The sequence below is a fragment of the Inquilinus sp. CA228 genome, assembly GCF_052078665.1.
Lineage (GTDB): Bacteria > Pseudomonadota > Alphaproteobacteria > DSM-16000 > Inquilinaceae > Inquilinus.
On the sequence record NZ_JBQJIK010000005.1, the window covers coordinates 31,007 to 53,591 of the forward strand.

Annotated in this window: 25 protein-coding genes; 19 read left to right on the plus strand and 6 right to left on the minus strand. The window is 70.8% G+C overall.

What is annotated here, in order from left to right:
* Positions 1-46: 46 nt before the first annotated feature.
* From ACTOWL_RS03405 to ACTOWL_RS03415, 3 genes are read left to right on the plus strand one after another with little or no spacing between them, the layout of a single operon-like run.
* A complete protein-coding gene (locus ACTOWL_RS03405; protein ID WP_441319782.1) occupies positions 47-1,744 on the plus strand; it encodes an ATP-binding cassette domain-containing protein in 1,698 nt (565 codons plus the stop codon).
* Entirely contained in the window at positions 1,741-2,901 is a 1,161-nt protein-coding gene (locus tag ACTOWL_RS03410; protein WP_441319783.1) for an ABC transporter permease, read from the plus strand. Before ACTOWL_RS03405 ends, ACTOWL_RS03410 begins: the two co-directional genes overlap by 4 nt.
* Position 2,902: 1 nt before the next feature.
* Positions 2,903-4,012 (plus strand): ABC transporter permease, encoded by a 1,110-nt coding sequence (locus tag ACTOWL_RS03415; RefSeq protein ID WP_441319784.1) that lies wholly within the window; start codon positions 2,903-2,905, stop codon positions 4,010-4,012.
* Positions 4,013-4,016: 4 nt separating this feature from the next.
* Here the strand turns inward: ACTOWL_RS03415 and ACTOWL_RS03420 are convergent, their stop codons facing one another.
* The gene (locus ACTOWL_RS03420) at positions 4,017-4,223 is read right to left on the minus strand and encodes a hypothetical protein (protein WP_441319785.1); all 207 of its coding nucleotides are present in this window, start codon (positions 4,221-4,223) and stop codon (positions 4,017-4,019) included.
* A gap of 180 nt (positions 4,224-4,403) precedes the next feature.
* Here ACTOWL_RS03420 and ACTOWL_RS03425 point away from each other — a divergent pair, with 180 nt between their 5' ends.
* The 5 genes from ACTOWL_RS03425 (at position 4,404) to ACTOWL_RS03445 (ending at position 8,230) form a co-directional block, all read left to right on the plus strand.
* Positions 4,404-5,309 (plus strand): GGDEF domain-containing protein, encoded by a 906-nt coding sequence (locus ACTOWL_RS03425; protein ID WP_441319786.1) that lies wholly within the window; start codon positions 4,404-4,406, stop codon positions 5,307-5,309.
* Positions 5,310-5,417: 108 nt separating this feature from the next.
* Positions 5,418-6,617, plus strand: a complete 1,200-nt coding sequence (locus ACTOWL_RS03430) for a benzoate/H(+) symporter BenE family transporter (protein WP_441319787.1) — start codon at positions 5,418-5,420, stop codon at positions 6,615-6,617.
* A 3-nt stretch (positions 6,618-6,620) separates the two neighbouring features.
* Positions 6,621-7,142 carry a GNAT family N-acetyltransferase gene (locus ACTOWL_RS03435; protein WP_441319788.1) on the plus strand — a complete coding sequence of 174 codons (522 nt, stop codon included), beginning with the start codon at positions 6,621-6,623 and terminating at the stop codon, positions 7,140-7,142.
* A gap of 119 nt (positions 7,143-7,261) precedes the next feature.
* Positions 7,262-7,528 carry a hypothetical protein gene (locus ACTOWL_RS03440; protein WP_441319789.1) on the plus strand — a complete coding sequence of 89 codons (267 nt, stop codon included), beginning with the start codon at positions 7,262-7,264 and terminating at the stop codon, positions 7,526-7,528.
* A 312-nt stretch (positions 7,529-7,840) separates the two neighbouring features.
* The gene (locus ACTOWL_RS03445; protein ID WP_441319790.1) at positions 7,841-8,230 is read left to right on the plus strand and encodes a nuclear transport factor 2 family protein; all 390 of its coding nucleotides are present in this window, start codon (positions 7,841-7,843) and stop codon (positions 8,228-8,230) included.
* 27 nt (positions 8,231-8,257) lie between these two features.
* Here the strand turns inward: ACTOWL_RS03445 and ACTOWL_RS03450 are convergent, their stop codons facing one another.
* Entirely contained in the window at positions 8,258-8,677 is a 420-nt protein-coding gene (locus ACTOWL_RS03450) for a GFA family protein (protein WP_441319791.1), read from the minus strand.
* A 227-nt stretch (positions 8,678-8,904) separates the two neighbouring features.
* Between ACTOWL_RS03450 and kdpF the strand changes: the two genes are divergently transcribed.
* The 6 genes from kdpF to ACTOWL_RS03480 are packed head-to-tail and all read left to right on the plus strand — an operon-like array spanning position 8,905 to position 16,857.
* Positions 8,905-8,994 (plus strand): K(+)-transporting ATPase subunit F, encoded by a 90-nt coding sequence (gene kdpF / locus ACTOWL_RS03455; protein WP_342240474.1) that lies wholly within the window; start codon positions 8,905-8,907, stop codon positions 8,992-8,994.
* Positions 8,995-9,014: 20 nt separating this feature from the next.
* A complete protein-coding gene (gene kdpA, locus ACTOWL_RS03460) occupies positions 9,015-10,724 on the plus strand; it encodes a potassium-transporting ATPase subunit KdpA (RefSeq protein ID WP_441319792.1) in 1,710 nt (569 codons plus the stop codon).
* Positions 10,725-10,738: 14 nt separating this feature from the next.
* Positions 10,739-12,799, plus strand: a complete 2,061-nt coding sequence (gene kdpB / locus ACTOWL_RS03465) for a potassium-transporting ATPase subunit KdpB (RefSeq protein WP_441319793.1) — start codon at positions 10,739-10,741, stop codon at positions 12,797-12,799.
* 7 nt (positions 12,800-12,806) lie between these two features.
* Positions 12,807-13,412 carry a potassium-transporting ATPase subunit KdpC gene (kdpC, locus tag ACTOWL_RS03470; protein WP_441319794.1) on the plus strand — a complete coding sequence of 202 codons (606 nt, stop codon included), beginning with the start codon at positions 12,807-12,809 and terminating at the stop codon, positions 13,410-13,412.
* 18 nt (positions 13,413-13,430) lie between these two features.
* Positions 13,431-16,139: a DUF4118 domain-containing protein gene (locus tag ACTOWL_RS03475; RefSeq protein ID WP_441319795.1), complete on the plus strand. Its 2,709-nt coding sequence runs from the start codon at positions 13,431-13,433 to the stop codon at positions 16,137-16,139.
* 4 nt (positions 16,140-16,143) lie between these two features.
* Positions 16,144-16,857: a response regulator gene (locus tag ACTOWL_RS03480; protein ID WP_441319796.1), complete on the plus strand. Its 714-nt coding sequence runs from the start codon at positions 16,144-16,146 to the stop codon at positions 16,855-16,857.
* A 3-nt stretch (positions 16,858-16,860) separates the two neighbouring features.
* Here ACTOWL_RS03480 and ACTOWL_RS03485 read toward each other — a convergent pair whose 3' ends face one another.
* The gene (locus ACTOWL_RS03485; protein WP_441319797.1) at positions 16,861-17,676 is read right to left on the minus strand and encodes a DUF1194 domain-containing protein; all 816 of its coding nucleotides are present in this window, start codon (positions 17,674-17,676) and stop codon (positions 16,861-16,863) included.
* 336 nt (positions 17,677-18,012) lie between these two features.
* Here ACTOWL_RS03485 and ACTOWL_RS03490 point away from each other — a divergent pair, with 336 nt between their 5' ends.
* The 3 genes from ACTOWL_RS03490 (at position 18,013) to ACTOWL_RS03500 (ending at position 18,865) form a co-directional block, all read left to right on the plus strand.
* Entirely contained in the window at positions 18,013-18,159 is a 147-nt protein-coding gene (locus ACTOWL_RS03490) for a hypothetical protein (RefSeq protein ID WP_441319798.1), read from the plus strand.
* Positions 18,160-18,204: 45 nt separating this feature from the next.
* A complete protein-coding gene (gene rpsU, locus ACTOWL_RS03495) occupies positions 18,205-18,408 on the plus strand; it encodes a 30S ribosomal protein S21 (protein WP_225767343.1) in 204 nt (67 codons plus the stop codon).
* 172 nt (positions 18,409-18,580) lie between these two features.
* Positions 18,581-18,865, plus strand: coding sequence for a hypothetical protein (locus ACTOWL_RS03500; protein ID WP_441319799.1), 285 nt, complete (start codon positions 18,581-18,583; stop codon positions 18,863-18,865).
* Between the two features lie 3 nt (positions 18,866-18,868).
* On the opposite strand, the gene ACTOWL_RS03505 is transcribed toward ACTOWL_RS03500, so the two are convergent.
* The gene (locus ACTOWL_RS03505; protein WP_441319800.1) at positions 18,869-19,843 is read right to left on the minus strand and encodes a quinone oxidoreductase family protein; all 975 of its coding nucleotides are present in this window, start codon (positions 19,841-19,843) and stop codon (positions 18,869-18,871) included.
* A 138-nt stretch (positions 19,844-19,981) separates the two neighbouring features.
* Here ACTOWL_RS03505 and ACTOWL_RS03510 point away from each other — a divergent pair, with 138 nt between their 5' ends.
* Entirely contained in the window at positions 19,982-20,569 is a 588-nt protein-coding gene (locus ACTOWL_RS03510; RefSeq protein ID WP_441319801.1) for a helix-turn-helix domain-containing protein, read from the plus strand.
* Between the two features lie 21 nt (positions 20,570-20,590).
* Here ACTOWL_RS03510 and ACTOWL_RS03515 read toward each other — a convergent pair whose 3' ends face one another.
* Positions 20,591-21,430, minus strand: a complete 840-nt coding sequence (locus ACTOWL_RS03515) for a hypothetical protein (protein ID WP_441319802.1) — start codon at positions 21,428-21,430, stop codon at positions 20,591-20,593.
* A gap of 2 nt (positions 21,431-21,432) precedes the next feature.
* Positions 21,433-21,876, minus strand: a complete 444-nt coding sequence (locus ACTOWL_RS03520; protein WP_441319803.1) for an ABA4-like family protein — start codon at positions 21,874-21,876, stop codon at positions 21,433-21,435.
* A gap of 76 nt (positions 21,877-21,952) precedes the next feature.
* On the opposite strand from ACTOWL_RS03520, the gene ACTOWL_RS03525 reads away from it, so the two are divergent.
* Positions 21,953-22,579 carry a TetR/AcrR family transcriptional regulator gene (locus ACTOWL_RS03525; RefSeq protein WP_441319804.1) on the plus strand — a complete coding sequence of 209 codons (627 nt, stop codon included), beginning with the start codon at positions 21,953-21,955 and terminating at the stop codon, positions 22,577-22,579.
* The last annotated feature ends 6 nt before the right edge of the window (positions 22,580-22,585 follow it).

Here is a 22,585-nt window from a genome sequence, read left to right on the forward strand (position 1 = left end):
CCCCATCCCTGTCCCGGCGCCTACGGACCTGGTCCGGATCGACGGGGTGACCAAGCGCTTCGGGCCCGGCAAGCCGGCGCTCGACGCCGTCACCGCGGCGATCGGCGGCGGCCGGATCACCGGGCTGGTCGGGCCGGACGGGGCGGGCAAGACCACGCTGATCCGGCTGATGACCGCGCTGATGTGGCCGGAGAAGGGAACGCTGACCGTGCTCGGCCATGACAGCCGGGCCGAGCCGGCACCGATCCAGGCCGCGATCGGCTACATGCCGCAGCGCTTCGGCCTGTACGAGGACCTGACGGTGCAGGAGAACCTCGACCTCTACGCCGATCTCCGCGCCTTGCCGAGGGCCGAGCGGCCGGCGGTGTATGACGAGATCCTGACCTTCACCGATCTGAAGCGCTTCACCGGCCGCCTCGCCGGCAAGCTGTCCGGCGGCATGAAGCAGAAGCTCGGCCTCGGCTGCGCCCTGCTGCGCAAGCCGCGCCTGCTGCTGCTGGACGAGCCGGGCGTCGGCGTCGACCCGATCTCGCGGCGCGAGCTGTGGGGCATGGTGCGCGACCTGACCCGCGAGGGCATCGGCGTGGTCTGGTCGACCGCCTATCTCGACGAGGCCGAGAAATGCGACCGGGTGCTGCTGCTGAATGAAGGCAAGCTGCTGTATGAGGGCGAGCCGGACGGGCTGACCGGGAGGGTCGAGGGCCGGGTGTTCCGGCTGACCGGGGTCGAGGGCCGCCGCCGGCAGGTGCTGGCGGTCGTGCTGGACCAGCCGGGCGTGATCGACGGCGTGATCCAGGGCACCGCGATCCGGCTGGTGGCGAAGGATGCCGGACAGCCCCCGGCGCCGCCGGAGGAGGCCGGCCCGGCCGCGAAGATCGGCCCGGCGGTGCCGCGCTTCGAGGACGCCTTCGTCGACATCCTCGGCGGCGGTCCCGGCGGCCGGTCGAAGCTGGCCGAGGCGCGCGAGACCCTGCCGCCGCGGGAAGGGCCGGTGATCGAGGCGCGCGGCCTGACCAAGCGCTTCGGCGACTTCACCGCCGCCGCCGACATCACCTTCGACATCCCGCGCGGCGAGATCTTCGGCCTGCTCGGCCCCAACGGCGCCGGCAAGTCGACCACCTTCAAGATGCTCTGCGGTTTGCTGAAGCCGACGGCGGGGGAGGGACGGGTGGCCGGCTTCGACCTGCGCCGCGACAGCGCCGAGGCGCGCAACCGGCTGGGCTACATGGCCCAGAAATTCTCGCTCTACGGCGATCTCAGCGTCGGCCAGAACCTCGACTTCTTCGCCGGGGTCTACGGGCTGGACCGGCGCCGGGCGCGGCGGCAGATCGGGCTGATGACCGAGATCTTCGCGCTCGGCGAGGTGCGGTCGCGCTCGGCCGGCACCCTGCCGCTCGGCTTCAAGCAGCGCCTGGCGCTGGCCTGCGCCGTGATGCACGAGCCCGAGGTGCTGTTCCTGGACGAGCCGACCTCCGGCGTCGACCCGATCAGCCGGCGCGAGTTCTGGACCCACATCAACGGCCTGGTCGAGCGCGGCGTGACCGTACTGGTCACCACCCATTTCATGGAGGAGGCCGAGTATTGCGACCGGATCTCGCTGATCTATCGCGGCCGCTCGATCGCGCTCGGCTCGCCGGACGAGCTGAAGGCGAAGGTGGCTGACGGCGAGCACCCCGACCCGACCATGGAGGACGCCTTCATCGCCCTGGTCGAGGCCTCCGACGCGCGGCAGGAGGCGGCATGACCGAAGCCGTCCACGAGGCTGCGGCCATCTCCCGCGCCGACCGGCTGCGGCGGTTCGGGGCGCTGCTGCGCAAGGAGAGCCGGCAGATCCTGCGCGACCCGTCCAGCCTGCTGATCGCTGTGGTGCTGCCGGTGCTGCTGCTGTTCCTGTTCGGCTACGCCCTGTCGCTCGACGCCGACCACACCCGCGTCGGCGTGGCGGTGGAGAGCCCGGGGCCGGAGGCGCGCGACCTGGCCGCCAGCTTCCAGGCCTCGCGCTATTTCGACGCCCGCATCGGCACCGACCGGCGGCAGTTCGCCGAGGACCTGGTGACCAACCGGGTCAAGGGCATCATCGTCATCCCCGCCACCTTCGCCGCCGAGGCGGCGCGGCCGGGCGGGGCGCCGCAGATCCAGATCCTGGTCGACGGCAGCGACCCCAACACCGCGAACTTCGTCATGGCCTACGCCCAGGGCGTGCTGTCGGGCTGGCGGGCGATGCGGGCGGCGGGGCACGGCGCCGACGGCCTGCCTGCGATCGATGTCGAGCAGCGCGTCTGGTTCAACCAGGAGCTGGTCAGCCGCAACACGCTGGTGCCCGGCGCCATCGCCATCGTCATGACCATGATCGGCACGCTGCTGACCGCGCTGGTGGTGGCGCGGGAGTGGGAGCGCGGCACCATGGAGGCGATGATGGCGACGCCGGTCACCGCGCTGGAGCTGCTGGCCGGCAAGGTGCTGCCCTACTTCCTGCTCGGCCTGGCGTCGCTGACCCTGTGCGTCTTCGTCGCCGTGGTCCTGTTCGGGGTGCCGTTCCGCGGCTCGATCGGGGCCCTCTACCTGGTCTCCGCCGCCTTCCTGTGCCCGGCACTGGGGCTGGGGCTGATCATCTCCTCGGCCACCAAGAACCAGTTCCTGGCGTCGCAGCTGGCTCTGGTCGCGGGGTTCCTGCCGGCCTTCCTGCTGTCCGGCTTCCTGTTCGAGATCAGCTCGATGCCGCTTCCGATCCAGTGGATCACCTACATCCTGCCGGCGCGCTACTACGTGCCGGCGCTGCAGACCGTGTTCCTGGCCGGGGACATCTGGCCGCTGTACCTGCGCAACATGGCCGTGATGCTGGTCGAGGGGGCAATCCTGCTGGCCTTGGCGGCACGGCTGACCCGGAAGAGGCTGGCCTGAGATGTGGCGCCGCCTGAGGGCCCTGGTGGTCAAGGAGCTGCTGGCCGTGCTGCGCGATCCGCGCGGCCGGATGATCCTGATCGTGCCGCCGATCCTGCAACTGTTCGTCTTCGCCTATGCCGCGACCATGGAGGTGAAGAACGTCGACATCGCCCTGCTCGACCGCGACCGCGGCGCCTGGAGCCAGGAGCTGGTGCGGCGGGTCGAGGGCACGCCGACCTTCCGCAGCATCCTGGTGGTCGACACGCCGGAGGCGCTGCGCCAGGCGATCGATCAGCAGGAGGTGCTGGCGGCGGTGCAGATCGGGCCGAGCTTCTCCCGCGACATCGCCGCCGGGCGTCCGGCGGAATTGCAGGTGATCCTGGACGGTCGCCGCTCCAACGCCTCGCAGCTGGCCGGCAACTACATCTCGCAGATCGTCAGCGCCATGGCGCTCGACACGGCCAGCCCCAGCGGCGTGGCGGCGGTGCCGGATGCCGCGGTGCCGCGCTTCTGGTTCAACCCGGCGCTGGACACGCAATGGTTCATGGTGCCGAACCTGATTGCGGTGATCGCCGTGCTGATCGGGCTGATCGTCACCGGCCTGACCATCGCGCGGGAGCGCGAGCTCGGCACCTTCGACCAGCTGCTGGTGTCGCCGCTGCGGGTGCACGAGATCCTGCTGGGCAAGACCATCCCGTCGCTCTTGATCGGCTTCGCCCATTGCAGCTTCTACCTGCTGGCGGCGCTGATCTGGTTCGGCCTGCCGCTGCGCGGGTCGCTGGGCATGTTCTATGCCGGGGTGTTCTTCTACCTGCTGGCCCTGATCGGGATCGGGCTGTTCATCTCCGCCCTGTCGGCGACGCAGCAGCAGGCGATCCTCGGGTCGTTCCTGTTCATGATCCCGGCGACGCTGATGTCCGGCTTCGCCACCCCGATCGACAACATGCCGGAATGGCTGCAGCCGGCGACCTTCGTCAACCCGCTGCGCTACTTCATCATCATCGTCCGCGGCGTGTTCCTGAAGGGGCTGCCGGTCGAGGAGATGCTGCGCAACACCGTGCCGCTGGCGCTGATCGCCCTGGTGACGCTCAGCGCCGCGGCCTGGATGTTCCGTCGCCGGATGGGATGAAGACTCAGGGCAGCGGGACGGTCCGGTTGTAGGGATCCTCGCCGGGCTCCGCGGTGGGGCCGGTCCGGGCCTGGGCCGAGGGCGTCGGGTTGTGCACCGACAGGTTGAAGCTGTCGCCCGGCGTCTCGGGGGAAGAGCAGCCGGCCAGCACCGCGCCGGCCACGACCATCGGCCCGACCATCGGAAGCAACACCCGCACCGGATTCCGCATGATCCGCACTCCTCCTGCGCGCCGCCGTCGCCGTTCGACGGCATGGATTCTCATCCTACGATCCTCCTCGCCGTCCTCCTCCGCAAGCCGCATCCGCGCGCCGCGACGACACTCGCCCCGCGCCCGGATCTCGGTCATGATGGGGGCATTATGGGCAGCGTTCTCGAAACCCTCGTTCAGATGTTCGATGGAACGTCGGTTCTGGTTGCTGCCTATGACGAGTTCGACCGGCTGCGCTACGCCAACCCGGCCTTCCGGGCCGCCTTCTTCATCGACGACGACGAGACCCCACTCTGGTCCGAGATCATGCGCCGGAACCATGGCGCTGGCCGGGGCTCGGTGATCCGGGCCGAGGATTTCGAGGCATGGCTGGTCTCGACCCAGTCCCGCCGCGGCAAGACCGGCTTCCGGGCCTATGAGACCGACCTGGTCGACGGCCGGTGGCTGTGGATGACCGAAAGCGTCCGCGGCGACGGCTGGATGCTGTGCATCGCCAGCGACATCACCGGCATGCGGGCCGAGGACCGGACCGTGCGGCAGGACCGGGACTTCGCCGTCAAGGCGTCCTACACCGACGAGTTGACCGGCGTCGCCAACCGCCGCTTCGTCACCGAGCGGATCGAGGAGATGCTCCGCCGGCCGCCATCCCGGGCCGGACTCCTCGGCTGCGTCGTGCTGCTGGACATCGACCATTTCAAGCCGATCAACGACCGGCACGGCCATCAGGCCGGCGACCTGATCCTGCGCGACTTCGCGCGGCGCATCGCCGGCATGGTCCGGCGGTCCGACTGCTTCGGCCGGATGGGAGGGGACGAGTTCCTGCTGGTCCTGCCGCGCACCTCGATCGGGCAGGCGGTGCTGGTGGTCGAGCGGATGCTGGCCGTGATCCGCACGGCCCGGCCGGTGCCGGACCGCGGGGACATCGCCTATACCTTCTCCGCCGGGCTGGCGGAAGGCCGTCCCGGCGACACGGCCGCCAGCCTCTATGCCCGGGCGGACAAGGCGCTTTATTGCGCCAAGATGAGCGGCCGCAACCGGATCTATCGCGAGGGGCCGGAGCCCGACCGGCCGGCGATCGCGCAGTAGAAGCGGTTGTATCCAAACAATTGACCTGTTTCGGAGCCGGGCGACTGGCTTTAGCTTGGGCAGCCGCCGGGCGGCAGCCTTCCACCGGCCCATTGCAGAGGCCCGGCGATGCGGACCGACAGTTCCTCCACCTTCGACGTACCGGCGCCGCGCGGCGGCTCGGCGCTGCAGCCGGTCGCGGCCGGTCTCCTGGCCGCCATCGTCGGCTTCGCCAGCGCCTTCACCGTGGTGCTGCAGGGCCTGGCGGCGGCCGGCGCCACCCCGGCCCAGGCGGCCTCCGGGCTGCTCGCCGTCTGCATCGGCCAGGGGCTGCTGGCGATCCTCCTGTCCTGGCGCTCGAAGCTGCCGATCAGCATCGCCTGGTCGACCCCCGGCGCGGCGCTGCTGATCGCCACCGGCGTGCCGGCGGGCGGCTTCGCGGCCGCGGTCGGCGCCTTCCTGGTGGCCGCCGCCCTGGTGATGGCCGCCGGGCTGTGGCGCCCCTTCGGCCGGCTGGTCACCGCGATCCCGACGCCGCTGGCCAGCGCCATGCTGGCCGGGGTGCTGCTCGACCTGTGCCTGGCCCCGGCCCGGGCGGTCGGCGCCATGCCGATGCTGGCCCTGCCGGTGCTGCTGGTCTGGGCGCTGACCTGGCGTTTCGCCCGGCTCTACGCCGTGCCCGCCGCGGTGGTGGCGGCGGTGGCGCTGATCGCGCTGACCACCGCGGTGCCGCCGGAGGCCTTCGCCCATCTGTGGCCGGAGCCGGTCTTCGTCGCCCCGGCATTCTCCACCGGCGCGATCATCGGCATCGCGGTGCCGCTGTTCATCGTCACCATGGCGTCGCAGAACGTGCCCGGCCTGGCGGTGCTGAACGCCAACGGCTACCGCCCGCCGGTCGGGCCGCTGTTCGTCGCCACCGGCGCGACCAGCGCCCTGACCGCGCTGTTCGGCGGCCATGCGGTCAATCTGTCGGCGATCACCGCCGCGCTCTGCGCCTCGGCCGAGGCCCATCCCGACCCGGCGCGGCGCTGGCCGGCGGCGGTGGTGGCGGGGGCCGTCTATGTCGGGCTCGGCCTGTTCGCCGGCTTCGCCGCCGCCTTCATCGCCGCCTCGCCGCCGCTCCTGATCCAGGCGGTGGCCGGGCTGGCGCTGCTGGGCAGCCTCGGCGGCGCCCTATCGACCGCGCTGGCGCGGGAGGAGGAGCGGCTGCCGGCGGTCGTCACCTTCGTCACCACCGTCTCCGGCCTGTCCCTGTTCGGCATCGGCGCCGCCTTCTGGGGCCTGGTGGCCGGCGGTGCCGTGCTGGCGCTGGACCGGCTGCGGGGCTGACGGATGATCCTCGTCACGCCGCGCCTGCGGCTCCGGCCCTGGCGCGAGGAGGACCGGGACGCCTTCGCCGCCCTGGCCGCCGACCCCGAGGTGATGCGCGACCTCGGCGGGCCGCTGGACCGGGCGGGCAGCGACGCCAAGCTCGACCGCTATCGCGCCGCCTTCGACCGGCACGGCTTCTGCCGCTGGGCGGTGGAGAGCCCGGCGGGCGAATTCCTCGGCTATGCCGGGATCATGCCGTTGGGACCGGACCATCCGCTCGGCCCGAGCGTCGAGATCGGCTGGCGGCTGGCGCGGCACGCCTGGGGCCGCGGCTATGCCACCGAGGCCGCCGGTGCAGCGTTGGCGGACGGATTCGACCGGCTCGGCCTGGCCGACATCCTGGCCTACACCGCGCCCGACAACCTGCGGTCCCAAGCCGTGATGGCACGGCTGCGCCTGCAGCGGGACCCGTCGCGCGACTTCACCGCGACCTATGACGGCGCCGCCTGGCACGGGCTGGTCTGGGCGGCCCGGCCGGGTTGAGCCGCCGGAGCGCTGACTGGCGGAAATCCCGCCAACTGGCTGGAAGGGGCGGAAAGCGGGCCTTTGCCCTGGGGCAGTGGCGTCCTACCCTCGCACCATCATCGGACATGAGGTTAACGATGTCGGAACCGCTCTCCATCGACGCACTCGTCCAGATCGAGCAAAGGTGCGGTCGGGCAACGCCAGGCCCCTGGAAATCTTATGTCGAAGGCCGGGACCACACGAGCGGCGATAGCTTCATCATGACGGGCGGTGAGGATATCTATCTCGCCGGAGCGTCGGTGGACGACCAGGACTTCATCGCCAGTGCCCGGCAGGACGTGCCAGCTCTCATTCACGAAATCCGCCGTCTACAGAAGCTCATTCAGTCTGCCGACGGTAAGTGATCCCAGTCGTCGTACGGCGTTGCCGCGGGATGGGATTGAGCGTTCTCGAGCGTCTCTTGCGTGCCCGACCAGCGGCTTCCGAGCGCCTCATTGAACGTCGCGTTTGGATCGAAAGCGGCTAGACCCGACCAGAGACATCACGGCCCGCCCCCCCGGGGATCGACCAAGATCAGCGCGCCGGAGCACTGATCACCCCCACGCCGCGTCTCGACCCATTCGGCAGCCCCGTCGCAGCGAAAACGGGGCGTCGACCGCCATCGCGCGCGGGGGCAATATCCCCAGCAGTCGATCCCCTCCGCCGGAAATCCCGAAATGACTCATGCTGCCGATCACGCCATCCGCCTGCGGCGCGACGCCTTCAATCGTGCCCTGGCCGCGGCGGACCTCAAGGCCATCGGCCCTCTTCTGGCCCAGGACGCCATTCTCGTCACGGGCACGGACAGCGCCGTGATCTCCGGCCGCAAGGCCCAGCTCGCGGCGTGGGAGCAGGAATTCGCCGCGTCCTTGCGCACGATCTACATCCGCACCCCAGACACCATCCTGGTCTCGCCGGTCGAGCCCATCGCCCTCGAGCACGGCCGCTGGCAAGGCGTCACCGCCGCCGGCGGACTGGCCCTCGCATCCGGCACCTACACCGCCAAATGGCGCAAGACCGGCTCGGATTGGGTGATCGAGGCCGAAATCTACCTCACGCTCGCCTGATCGACCCGTTCCGGTGTCGGTCCGCCGTCAGGCCTTGCCCCCGGCGCCCGGCGGCATGCCGGCGAATTCCGGCAGGTCGCCGGCGACCCGGTCCCAGGGCTGGCGGCTGGCCACATTGATCGCGGCGTCCGGCCGGATCGCCGAGGGGTCGTCCAGCGACCCGGCATAGAGCGTGGCCGTGCCGGGATCGATCTCGCCGGTGCCGAACAGTTGGCTGCCGCAGACCGGGCAGAAATGGCGCAAGGCCTGCCGCCCGCTGCCCCCGGTGAGGGCGAAGCTGCGGGTCTCGCCGCGCACGGTCAGGGCCGCGCGCGGGACGCCGACATAGGTGGAGTGGCCGGCGCCGCTGGCGCGCTGGCAGGACCGGCAATGGCAGTGTCCGGCATAGACCGGGTCGGCCGCCACCTCGTAGCGCACCGCCCCGCACAGGCATCCGCCTGTCATCATCCCTGGTCTCCCAAGCTCGGCTCCCGCCGCGGCCACGATAGCCCGGCGGAAATCCGGATCGAATTTTTATGCGCTCCGGGTGCCTGATCCGCCCCGATCACACGAGTCCGCAGGCCATCTGCGGAAAGGAGACTTCGTGCTCGACGTTCTGATGCTCGCCCTGGCCGCGGCGTTCTTCGCCGTCGGCCTGGGCTACGTGTTGCTTTGCGACCGGCTGTGAGGAAGCGATGACCTTCGACCTCGTCCTCGGTGGCCTGGTGTCCGTGCTGCTGCTCGGCTACCTCGTCTACGCCCTGGTCCGCCCCGAGAAGTTCTGAGCCAGGAAAGCGGCAGACACATGACTCTCAACGGCTGGATCCAGATCGCGATCTACTGCGCGATCGTCATCCTCCTGGTGCGCCCGCTCGGCGGCTACATGACCCGCGTCTTCGCGGGCGAGCGCACCTTCCTCTCCCCCGTCCTCCGCCCGGTCGAGCGGCTGTTCTATGCCGCCGCCGGCGTGCGCGAGGACCGCGAACAGCACTGGACCGGCTATGCCTTCGGCATGCTGATCTTCAGCCTGGTCAGCGTCGTCGTGCTGTACGCGCTGCAGCGCTTCCAGGACGTGCTGCCGCTGAACCCCGCCGGCATGGCGGCGGTGCCGGAAGGCCTCGCCTTCAACACCGCGGTCAGCTTCGTCAGCAACACCAACTGGCAGTCCTATGGTGGCGAAAGCACCATGAGCTACCTGGTGCAGATGGCCGGGCTGACGGTGCAGAACTTCGCGTCCGCCGCGGTCGGCATCTCGCTCGCCATCGCGCTGGTGCGCGGCTTCGCCCGGCGGTCGTCCCAGACCATCGGCAACTTCTGGATCGACCTGACCCGGACCGTGCTCTACGTGCTGCTGCCGATCTGCGTCGTCGCCACCATCTTCTTCGTCTGGCAGGGCGTGCCGCAGAACTTCAGCGACTATGTCGACGCCACCACGCTGGAAGGCGCGCATCAGACCATCGCCCAGGGGCCGGTGGCCTCGCAGCTGGCGATCAAGATGCTCGGCACCAATGGCGGCGGCTTCTTCAACGCCAATTCGGCCCATCCCTACGAGAACCCGACCGCGCTGGCGAACCTGGTGCAGATGGTGCTGATCTTCGCGATCGGCGCCGCGCTGACCAATGTCTTCGGCCGCATGGTCGGCAATGAGCGCCAGGGCTGGGCGATCCTCAGCGCCATGGGCGTGCTGTTCCTCGCCGGCGTCGTCATCGCCTACTGGCAGGAAGCCGGCGGCGGCCATCTCTTGGCCTCGCTCGGCGTCGACACCACGCTGGGCAACATGGAGGGCAAGGAGGTCCGCTTCGGCGAGGCCTTGTCGGCCCTGTTCGCCGTGATCACCACCGCCGCCTCCTGCGGCGCCATCATCGCCCAGCATGACAGCTTCACCGCGCTCGGCGGCATGATGCCGCTGATCAACATGATGCTGGGCGAGGTCGTCATCGGCGGCGTCGGCGCCGGCCTCTACGGCATGCTGCTGTTCGTCGTCGAGGCGATCTTCGTCGCCGGGCTGATGGTCGGCCGCACGCCGGAATATGTCGGCAAGAAGATCGAGGCCAAGGAGGTCAAGATGACCATGCTGGCCTTGCTGATCCTGCCGGCCTCGATGCTCGGCTTCACCGCTCTGGCGCTGTCGACCGAGGCCGGGCTGGCCGGCATCCTCAACCCGGGGCCGCACGGCTTCACCGAGGTGCTCTATGCCTACACTTCGGGCACGGCAAACAACGGCTCGGCCTTCGGCGGCCTGACCGCGACCTCGCTGTTCTATACGATCACCCTCGGCTTCGCGATGCTGATCGGCCGCTTCCTGATGATCGTGCCGATGCTGGCCGTCGCCGGGTCGCTCGCCGCCAAGCGCAGCCTGCCGCCTTCGGCCGGCACCTTCCCGACCACCGGCCCGCTCTTCGTCGGCCTGTTGATCGGCGTGGTGCTGATCATGGGCGGACTGACCTTCTTCCCGGCCCTGGCGCTGGGCCCGGTGGTGGACCACCTGGCCGCCTCCGCCGGCACTCTGTTCTGATCGGACACTCGGTCATGAAGACTTCCAACACCCCGGCGTCCCTGTTCGACGCCAAGATCCTGGGCCCGGCCGCGATCGACGCGGTGCGCAAGCTCGACCCGCGAATCATGTGGCGCAGCCCCGTGATGTTCGTGGTCGAGACCGTCGCTGCCCTGACCACCGTGCTGCTGCTGCGCGACATCGTCACCGGCGCGCCGAGCATCGGCTTCACGATCCAGATCGTGCTCTGGCTCTGGTTCACCGTGCTGTTCGCCAACTTCGCCGAGGCGGTGGCCGAGGGCCGCGGCAAGGCGCAGGCCGAAAGCCTGCGCAAGACCCGAACTGACACCGTGGCCAAGCGGCTGCGCGACCCGGCCGGGCGTGAGACCGAGCCGGTGCCGGCGCTGTCGCTGCGCCAGGGCGACTTGGTGCTGGTCGAGGCCGGCGACCTGATCCCCTCCGACGGCGAGGTGATCGAGGGCATCGCCTCGGTCGACGAAAGCGCGATCACCGGCGAATCCGCCCCGGTGATCCGCGAATCCGGCGGCGACCGGTCGGCCGTCACCGGCGGCACGAGGGTGCTGTCGGACTGGGTCAAGGTGCGCATCACCGCGGCCCAGGGGTCGACCTTCCTCGACCGCATGATCGCGCTGGTCGAAGGGGCTTCGCGCCAGAAGACGCCGAACGAGATCGCGCTGAACATCCTGCTGGCCGGCCTGTCGATCGTCTTCGTCTTCGCCACGGTCACCATCCCCAGCTTCGCCGCCTATGCCAGCGGGTCGATCTCGGTGGTGGTGCTGGTGGCGCTGTTCGTCACCCTGATCCCGACCACGATCGGCGCGCTGCTGTCGGCCATCGGCATCGCCGGCATGGACCGGCTGGTGCGCTTCAACGTGCTGGCCATGTCCGGCCGTGCGGTCGAGGCGGCGGGCGACGTCGACACGCTGCTGCTCGACAAGACCGGCACCATCACCCTCGGCAACCGCCTGGCCACCGAGTTCGTGCCGCTGCCCGGCGTCACCGACGCCGAGCTGGCGGACGCCGCCCAGCTCTCCTCGCTCAGCGACGAGACGCCGGAAGGCCGCTCGGTCGTGGTGCTGGCGAAGGAGAAGTACGGGCTGCGCGCCCGCGAGGTCGGCCGCATGCAGGCCCATTTCGTGCCCTTCACCGCGCAGACGCGGATGAGCGGCGTGGACATCGAGGGCTCGGTCATCCGCAAGGGCGCGGTCGACGCCGTCATCGGCCATGTCCGCGAGGTCGCCGGCAATCCGCGGCTGGCCATGCCGAAGGAGCTGGACCAGATCACCGAGCGCATCGCCAAGGCCGGCGGCACGCCGCTGGCCGTGGCCAAGGACGGCAAGCCGCTCGGCGTCATCTATCTGAAGGACGTGGTCAAGGGCGGCATCCGCGAGCGCTTCGCCGAGCTGCGGCGGATGGGCATCCGCACGGTCATGATCACCGGCGACAACCCGCTGACCGCCGCGGCGATCGCGGCCGAGGCGGGGGTCGACGACTTCCTGGCCCAGGCGACGCCGGAGGCCAAGCTGGCGCTGATCCGCGAGGAGCAGGGCAAAGGCCGGCTGGTGGCGATGTGCGGCGACGGCACCAACGACGCGCCGGCGCTGGCCCAGGCCGATGTCGGCGTGGCGATGCAGACCGGCACGGTGGCGGCGCGCGAGGCCGGCAACATGGTCGACCTCGACAGCGACCCGACCAAGCTGATCGAGGTGGTGGGCATCGGCAAGCAGCTGCTGATCACCCGCGGTGCCTTGACCACCTTCTCGATCGCCAACGACGTGGCCAAGTACTTCGCCATCATCCCGGCGATGTTCCTGGCCTTCTATCCGCAACTCGGCGTGCTCAACGTCATGGATCTGCACACGCCGCAGAGCGCGATCCTGTCGGCGATCATCTTCAACGCGCTGATCATCATCGCGCTGATCCCGCTGGCGCTGCGCGGTGTCCGCTACCGGGCGCTCAGCGCGGCCAGCCTGCTGCGGCGCAACCTTCTGATCTACGGCCTGGGCGGCATCATCATCCCGTTCGTCGGGATCAAGGCGATCGACCTGATCGTCACCGCCCTCGGCCTGGCGTGAGGCCAACATGCTGAACCAGATCCGACCCGCCATCGTGATGGTCGTCCTGCTGACGATCCTCACCGGCATCGCCTACCCCTTCGCCATGACCGGCATCACCCAGGGGCTGCTGCCCGGCCAGGCCAATGGCAGCCTGATCACCCGAGCCGACGGCACCGTCATCGGCTCGTCGCTGATCGGCCAGGACTTCACCAGCGAGAAGTACTTCCACGGCCGGCTGTCGGCGACCTCGGGCACCGACCCGAACGACCCGAGCAAGTCGATCTCGCTGCCCTACAACGCCGCCAACTCGGCCGGCTCCAACCTCGGCCCGACCAGCCAGGCGCTGTCCGACCGGGTCAAGGGCGACGTCGACGCGCTGGCGGCGCAGGGCATCAAGAACCCGCCGGCCGACATGGTCACCAGCTCGGCCTCGGGCCTCGACCCGGACATCAGCCCGGCCAATGCCGAGCTGCAGATCGCCCGCGTCGCCGCCGCCCGCAACCTGCCGGCGGACCAGGTCCGTCAGGCGGTGCGGGCGGCGACGTCCGGCCGGCTGCTCGGGTTGATCGGCGAGCCGCGGGTCAACGTCCTGCAGCTCAACATGGCGCTGGACGGGCTGAAGACCCCGTAGTCTCCTGTCCCGATGTCATTGACCGATCGGTCCGACGACGATCATCGTCCCTCGCCGGAGGCTCTGCTCGAGGCGGTCGCGAAAACTCGCGGCCGCCTCAAGATCTTCCTCGGGGCGGCGCCCGGCGTCGGCAAGACCTATGAGATGCTGTCCCAGGGCGCCGCGCGCCGGCGCGACGGGCTCGACGTCGTCATCGGCGTGGTCGAGACCCATGGCCGGGCCGAGACCCAGGCCCTGGTCGGCGGCTTCGAGATCATCCCCCGCCGCCGCGCCGAGCATCGCGGCCGGACGCTGGAGGAGATGGACCTCGACGCCATCCTCAAGCGGCGGCCGGCTTTGGTGCTGGTCGACGAGCTGGCCCACACCAACGCCCCCGGCAGCCGCCACGACAAGCGCTACCAGGATGTCGAGGAGATCATCGCCGCCGGCATCGACGTCTGGACCACGCTGAACATCCAGCATGTCGAGAGCCTGAACGACGTCGTCGCCCAGATCACCCGCATCCGGGTGCGCGAGACGGTGCCGGATGCCTGGATCGACGGCGCCGACGAGATCGAGCTGATCGACCTGACGCCGGAGGACCTGCAGAAGCGGCTGGCCGAGGGCAAGGTCTATATCCGCGACCAGGCCCGCCGCGCGGTCGACCATTTCTTCAAGCCCGGCAACCTGGCCGCGCTGCGCGAGCTGGCGCTGCGCCGCACCGCCCAGCGGGTCGACGACCAGATGCTGGGCTATATGCGGGCCCATGCCATCACCGGCCCCTGGGCCGCCGGCGACCGCATCATGGTCTGCGTCAGCGAGGCGCCGAACAGCGGGGCGCTGGTCCGCTACGCCCGGCGCGTGGCCGACCGGCTGGGGGCGCGCTGGATCGCGGTCTACATCGAAGGGTCGCGCCACCACCGGCTGGGCGAGGCCGAGCGCGACCGCATCGCCCGCGCCCTGCTGCTGGCGGCGAAGCTGGGCGGCGAGACCGTCACCATCCCGGCGAACGACATCGTCGCCGAGATCCTGAGCTACGCCCGGCGCAACAACATCACCCAGATCGTCATCGGCAAATCCGACCGGTCGCGCTGGTTCGAGATGTTGCACGGCTCGGTGGTGCATGATCTGCTGCGCAAATCGGGGTCGATCTCGGTTCACGTCATGGCGGGGGAGGAGGCAGAGGCCCAGCCGGGGGCGGAGCGGATCCAGACCCGCCCGGCCGATGCCGGCCTCGACCCGCGGCCCTATCTGGTCGCCGCGGTCGGCGTCGCGGCCACCACTGCGGCCGCCCATCTCGTCGCCTTCGTCGCCACCACCAACAGCATCGCGCTGGTGTTCCTGATCCCGGTGCTGTTCTGCGCCGCGCGCTACGGGCTGGGGCCGTCGATCTTCGCCTCGCTGCTGAGCGTGTTCGCGGTCAACTTCTTCTTCCTGCCGCCGCTGTACAGCCTGGTGATCGCCGACCCGTCGAACGTCACCACGCTGGTGTTCTTCCTGGTGGTAGCGGTCGTCACCTCGAACCTGCAGAGCCGGGCCCGGCTGCAGGCCCGCGGCGCCGCGGCGCGGGCCCGGGCGACGGCGGAGCTATTCGGGTTCAGCCGCAAGCTGGCGGCGATCGGCTCGGCCGACGACCTGCTCTGGGCCGCGGCCTATCAGGTCGCGTCGATGCTGAAGCTGCGCGTGGTCGTGCTGATGCCACAGGACGGCTCGCTGCAGGTGGTCGCCGGCTATCCGCCGGAGGACCGGATCGAGGAGGCGGAGCGGGCGGCGGCGCAATGGAGCTGGGCCAATGACCGGCCGGCGGGGCGCGGCGCCGACACGCTGCCCGGCGGCAAATGGCTGTTCCTGCCCTGGCGCACCGCCTCCGGCCAGATCGGCGTGGTCGGCATCGACCGCGACCAGCCGGGGCCGCTGCTCAGCCCCGACGACCAGCGCCTGCTGGACTCGCTGATGGACCAGGCGGCGGTGGCGATCGAGCGGGTGCGCCTGGTCAAGGATGTCGACGAGGTCCGCGTGGTGGCGGAGACCGAGCGGCTGCGCGCCGCCCTGCTGACCTCGATCAGCCACGACCTGCGCACGCCGCTGGCCTCGATCATCGGCGCCATCTCCAGTCTGCGCCGCCACGACGCGGCGCTGGACCCGAAGGCGCGGTCCGAGCTGATGGAGACGGCGGAGGACGAGGCCGAGCGGCTGAACCGCTTCGTCGGCAACCTGCTCGACATGACCCGGCTCGAATCCGGCGTGCTGCAGCCGAGGCTGGAGACGACCGAGGTGGCGGAGGTGGTCGGGGCGGCGGCCCAGCGCTGCGCCGCCCTGGTCGCCCGGCACCGGCTGGTGCTCGATATCGCGCCCGGCCTGCCGCTGTACCTGCTCGACCCGATCCTGCTGGAGCAGGCGCTGGTCAACCTGATCGACAACGCCGCCAAATATGCGCCGGCCGGCACCACCATCACCGTCTCGGCGCGGGAGGAGAAGGGGCTGGTGCTGCGGGTGCTGGACGAGGGCGACGGCATCCCGGAGGACAAGCTGGAGGCGATCTTCGACAAGTTCCACCGCATCCACCACGGCGACAGCGCCCAGGCCGGCACCGGGCTGGGCCTCGCCATCTGCCGCGGCTTCGTCGAGACCATGGGCGGGCGGATCGTCGCCGGCAACCGCGGCGACCGGCGCGGCGCCGTGTTCACCGTCACCTTCCCGCCCGACCTCGCCGCCCCGGCCCTGCCCGGCATTTCGATGGGGATGTGAACCGATGTCGAACCCGCCCGAGGCGCGGCCGGCGCCGCGCATCCTGATCATCGACGACGAGCCGCAGATCCGCCGCTTCCTCAAGATCAGCCTGGCCGCCGACGGCTATGCCCCGATCGAGGCGGCCGGCGGCACCGAGGGGCTGGAGCGGGTGGTGCAGGACCGGCCCGACCTGGTGATCCTCGATCTCGGCCTGCCCGACATCGACGGCCAGCAGGTGCTGAGCCGGATCCGCGAGCTGTCGGCGGTGCCGGTGGTCGTGCTGTCGGTCCGCGCCGGCGAGGCCGAGAAGGTCGAGGCGCTGGACCGCGGCGCCAACGACTACGTCACCAAGCCCTTCAGCATCGCCGAGCTGACCGCCCGGCTGCGCGCCGCCCTGCGCCGCGGCGGGCAGGAGGACGAGGCGGCCGAGGCGGTGATCGAGGCCGGGCCGCTGACCGTCGACGTGCCGCACCGCCGCGTGCGGTTCGAAGGACGCGAGATCCGGCTGTCGAAGAAGGAGTTCGAGATCCTGCGCCTGCTGGCCGCCCATCACGGCCGCGTGGTGACGCACCAGAAGATCCTGCGCGAGGTCTGGGGCCCGGCGCATATCGATGCGATGCAGTATCTCCGCGTCTATGTCGGCCAGCTGCGCCAGAAGCTGGGCGACGACCCGGCCCGGCCGCGCCTGATCGCGACCGAGGCCGGAGTCGGCTACCGGCTGGTGGTGGAGGGGTAGGGCCTACCGCTGGTCCTGGTCCAGCCAGCGCGGGCGGGTCTTCTCGCCGATCATGCAGTCGGTGCCGCCGGCCTGGGCCGGGATGAAGGCGACGGGGGTCGCTTCCGGCGTCGCCCCGGCGATCTCCAGCACCAGCTTGCGCCGGATCGCCTCGGCGAATTGCTGCGGGCTGCGCACCGCCACCGTGAAGGCGCCGGGGCCGCCGATGACGCAGTCGCGGTAATAGGCGTCGAGCATGTCGGGCTCCGGCAGGCCGCCGAAGCCGCCGCGCTTCAGGATCACCGGCAGGCCGTTGATGGTGATGCCCTTCGCCAGCGCGATCTCGCGTGCGCCCGACACCGGCCAGCCGGCGTTGTTGGGCCCGTCGCCGGAGATGTCGATGGCGCGGCGGATGCCCTCGAAGCCGTTGCCGTCGAACAGCCCGGCGGAGAACAGCAGCGCGCCGGAGATCGAGGTGCCGCGCCGCGTCACCGTGCCGAAGGTCTCGGACAGGTCCGCCGCCGCCGTGCGGGCCGCCGCGGCGCCGTCGATCAGCCGCCAGGGCAGGATCACGGCCTGGGAGTTGGCGCCGGCCCATTCGACATAGGTGATGGCGATGCGGCCATGGATGCCGGAGGTGATGGCATTGATCACCTCGGGGTGGGTGAGGGCGCCGACATAGCCGTCGCGCTGCAGCGCCTGCTCGTCATCGTCCATCGAGCGCGAGACGTCGACCGCGAGCACCAGTTCGAGATCGACCGGCTGGTCCTGGGCCGCCGCCGGTGCCGTGGGCAGGAGCAGGGTGAAGACCAGGCCGAATCCGACGATGCCGAAGCGCATTTCGCCCCCCAGTGTCAGCCGCCGCGATGATTTCGATGTGGGAACGATGCCGCCTTCTGTCACCTCCGCCGATCGGCTGTTTTTCGTCCGGCGGCTTGCAAACCTGCCGCGATTGCCCCATATGGAGCACCGAGATCGGTTTCGACACGATCCGCGCCGCCGTTCCGAGGAACGGGCCCGGATCCCCCTCCCAACCATGATCCGAACGATAAGGCAGGCGTTTCGCCTGTCGATCGTGCTTTGTGCCGCGACGGGCAGGCCGATGGCCCGTGCGTCGTGGTTTAAGCGATATTGAGTGCAACGAGGCCCCAAGGGCCCGAACCGTAAAGAACAGACATGAAGACCGTACAGATCAAGACCATGCCCCGCCGCCCGCGTCGTCCGACGCCGCGGCTGGCCACCACCCCGCTGCGGCAGCCGGCACACAAGGCAGAGCTGTCCCGCGCCGAGATTCGTCAGATCGTTCTCGACATTCTCGGCTGAAAGGCGTAACCTCGCCCGACCCGTTAGTGAAAAGGCCTTTGCCCGATGCAGGTGCTCGTCCGCGACAACAACATCGATCAGGCGCTGCGCGTCCTCAAGAAGCGTATGCAGCGTGAAGGCATCTTTCGCGAGATGAAGCAGCGTCGGAACTACGAGAAGCCGTCCGAGCGCCGCATCCGCGAGGAAGCCGAAGCCGTCCGCCGCCAGCGCAAGGCGCTGCGCAAGCGGATGCAGATCCAGGGCTACTGATCCGGCGAACGGGGCTTCGGCCCCGACCCGGTCGTTCCGATGGATGAGACGAGGGGCCTTCGGCCCCTTGTTTCGTTGTGCTGACTCCATCTCCGGCTTGTGCCCGGCGCCGGGCTGTGCGGTGATCCCCGACCCGGGGCGCCGCGCCCCTGCCGGACCGGGAGGCCGACCGATGGATCTCTCCGCTTTCAGAAATTCCCTCGACCAGGACCAGCCGCCCGCGACCCTGTCGCCGCCGCTTGCCGCGCTGTGGTGGGACGCCAAGGGCGACTGGGGCCGGGCGCATGGCTGCGTCGATTCCGAGGACGGCGCCGACGCTGCCTGGGCCCATGCCTATCTGCACCGCAAGGAAGGCGACCTCGGCAATGCCGGCTACTGGTACCGCCGGGCCGGCAAGCCGATGTCCTCCGCCAGCCTGGAGCAGGAATGGGCGGAGATCGCGGCGGCGCTGGGCTGAGGTTCAGCCTGCCCCGTCCGGCACCAGCACGATCTTGCCGGTGACGGCGCGGCTCTCGAGCCGGCGATGCGCATCGGCCCCGCGCGACAGTGCGAACACCTCGATCTCCGGCAGGGCGAACTCCCCGGCCCGTAGCGCGGCGAACAGCGCGGCGGCGCGGGCCAGCCGGCCGTCGCGGCTGTCGAGATGGTCCCACAGGTCGCCCCCGACCATCGCCTTCGACTGCTCCATCAGCCGGCGCGGATCGATCGCCGGCGGGTCGCCGCCGGCGGTGCCATAGGCCACCACCGTGCCGCGCGGCCGGACGGCGGCCAGGCTGTGCGCCAGCGTGGTGCCGACCGAATCATAGGCGATGTCGACGCCGCCATCGCTGAGATCCCGGACCGTGGCCACCCAGTCGCCGGCAGTGGTCAGGCCGTGGGCCGCGCCTCTTGCCACCGCGATCGCCGCCTTCTCGGGCGTCGAGGCCAGGGCGATGACCATGGCGCCACGTTGCTTCGCCATCTGCACCAGCAGCTGCCCGACCCCGCCGGCCGCGGCATGGACCAGCACCCGGGACCCGGCGCGAACCGGGGCGCTGTCCGCCACCAGATACTGCGCCGTCAGCCCCTGCAGCAGGATCGCCGCCGCCTCGCGGAAGCCGATGTCGTCCGGCAGCGGGATGGCGCGGTCGACCGGCACGGTGACGCGGCTGGCATTGGCGAAGGGCACGTCGGCGAAGCCGATGCGGTCGCCGAGACGGAGGCCCGCGACCCCGTCGCCCAGCGCCACCACCTCGCCCGCGCCCTCGTAACCGGCGATATGCGGCGCGGTCCCGGCCAGGTGGTAGTTCCCGCGGCGGCGGTGCAGGTCGGCGAAGTTCAGCCCGGCGGCGCGCAGCGCCAGCTGGACATGGCCCGGCGGAACCTGCGGGTCGGGCAGGGTCCGGATCTCCAGCACCTCGGGGCCGCCGAACCGTTCGAACACCAGCGCTTGCATGATCTCTCTCCACCACCGCCGGTAATGCCGGCTGTTGTGATCTACTATAGTGGAAAATTCCATCATAGTGGAAAGATGGCTTGACCCGGCCGGCGCCGCCGCCCGACAAGCGGGGACTGGCAACGACGAGACCCGATCATGCCCCTGATGGACGAAGGCCCGTCCATGCCGCCGATCGACCTGGCGGAGACCGTGCGCCGGCTGCGGGCCGACCGCGGCTGGACGCTGGAGGAGGCGGCCGGCCACACCGGCCTGTCGCGTTCGGCGCTGTCGAAGATCGAGCGGGGCGAGATGTCGCCGACCTTCCAGGCGATGCAGAAGCTGGCGCGGGGTTTCGAGATCGAGCTGGCGGCGCTGTTCGGCCCGGCCGATTCACCCCTGCGCGGGCGCCGCATCTTGGTGCGGGCCGGCGACGGCGCGGCCACCGAGATGCCGAACTATCGCCTGCAGCCGTTCAGCGGCGCGCTGCGCAACGCGCCCTTCCTGGCGTCCGAGGTCACCCTCCGCGCCCGCTCCCTCGACGATTTCGAGGGTTGGGAGCGGCACGACAGCGACGATTTCCTCTATGTGCTGGCCGGCCGGGTGACGCTGTTCAGCGAGACCCACGGCCCGGTCGAGCTCGGCCCGGGCGACGCCGTGTATTTCGATGCCCGGATCGGGCACGCCGCGATCGCCACCGGCGAGGCGGAGGCGCGGGCGCTGTGGATCACGGCGCCCGCACGGTAGTGCGCCTCCCGCCCCCGCCCGTCACAGGCCGATCAGCGGCCGGCCCAGCAGCGCCTGGGCGAAGGCGGCGAGGGTGACCAGGATATAGAGGGCCGACACCAGCCAGACCACCGCCCGCGCCCGCCTCGGCCAGGCCGCGGCCAGGCCGGCACCGGCCAGCGGCAGCAGCTGCGGGGCATGGATGCCGAGGAAATGCGGCACTCGCAGGTCGCCGCCGGTGGTCGACCAGCCGAGCAGCGGCAGCCCGGGGCCGTCGGCGACGCCGCCCACGGCATGGCCGCCATAGGCGGCGATGGCCACGCCGGCGCCGGTGCCGAGGATGAAGGTCAGCACCAGCCCCAGCACGATCGCCAGGCGCAGCGCCGGGGACAGCCCGGTGCCGTGCCGGGCGATCTCGCGCGCCAGCGGCACGGTCGTCGCGGTCAGGGTGATCGCGCCGATCCCCATCAGCGCGTACATGACCATGTGGAACGGCGTCGCCTCGTTGAAGTGCGAGGGCTGGCCGAGCGCGGCCTGCCAGGTGATGTAGACCAGCTCGAACGTGCCGGCGCCGATGATGGTCCAGCGCGCGGCGCGGATCGGGGCCGCGCCTCGCCGCGCCTCGGGCAGATCGCCGATGAACCAGGCGTTGGTCAGGGCGAACAGCCCGACCGACAGCAGGAACTTGATCGGCTTGGCCCAGACGCCCTCGCCATGCAGCTGGCGGGCGTCGAACAGCCAGGCGGCGGCCAGGATCAGGGCGATCGCCAGCAGGGCCAGGCCGAAATCGGCGAGGACGGGGTCGCGGCGCCGGACTGCCCGGAGCAGGGGGACGGGCCCGCGCACCGGATCCTGCGGCAAGGGGAGGGTTGCGGAGGACATGGTCACGCCTCCACCTGGCTGGGCGCGCGGCGACGGAGGGCGGCCCGCAGCAGGACGAAGGCCAGCAGGCCGGCCGGCCCGAACTGGAAGGTCAGGACGAAGCAGGGGATCAGCAGCAGGTGCGGCAGCCCCGCCCGCTCGCCCTCGCGGGCGATCCAGGTGCCGACGAACAGGTCGAAGGCCAGGTAGTGCAGCCAGCCCGCGACCAGCATGCCGGGCGAATCGAACAGCGCCCGCACCGCGGCCATCGATCCGTAGCCGCCCTGGGCCGACCACCAGCTGGTGCCGACCAGCCCGACATAGGCGGCGGCGAAGAGCAGCGGCACCGCCAGCCCGGCGGCGCTCCGCAGCCGGTCCTTGTGGCGCGGCAGCAGCGGCGCGGCGGCCAGTGCCAGCCAGGCGAGGGTCGCGATCACGTTGCCGCCCTGGAACAGCAGGTCGAGCATGGCTTCCTCTCCGTCTAAACAGTGTTAAGATGAGACGCTATCACTTAATCTAAACACTGTAAAGTTCGAGAGGCCGATGGCGGATGAGACGACCGAGCCGCGCGAGCGGTACCACCATGGCGACCTGCAGCGGGCGCTGATCGCGGCGGCCGAGGCGATCCTGATCGAGCGCGGGGTCGAGGGCTTCACCCTGCGCGAGGCGGCGCGCCGGGCCGGGGTGTCGGCCGCGGCGCCGGCGCATCATTTCGGCAGCGCCGCGGGGCTGCTGACCGAGGTGGCGCTGCTGGGGTTCGAGACGCTGGCCCGTTTCCTGCGCGAGGGCACGGCGGAGGGCGGCACCGACCCCGCCGCCCGGCTGCGCGGGCAGGGGCTGGGCTATGTCCGCTTCGCCCGGGCGCATCCGGCCCGGTTCCTGCTGATGTTCCGCAAGGACCGGCTGAGCTGGGAGGACGGGCGCCTGCGCGCCGCCGGCCAGGCCGCCTTCGTCGAGCTCGAGGACGCGGTCCGCGCCTATCGCGGCATCGCCGCCGGCGGGCCGCTCGACCGCGCGGCCCTTGCCACCGTGCTGGCCGCCTGGTCGGTGGTGCACGGCTTCGCCCATCTGGCGCTGGACGGCAAGTTCGACGCGCTCGGCGGGGCGCAGGAGGCGGACGCCATCCTGCCGGAGATGCTGGCCGGGCTGTGGCCGGACGGGCCGGGGTGAGGCCGC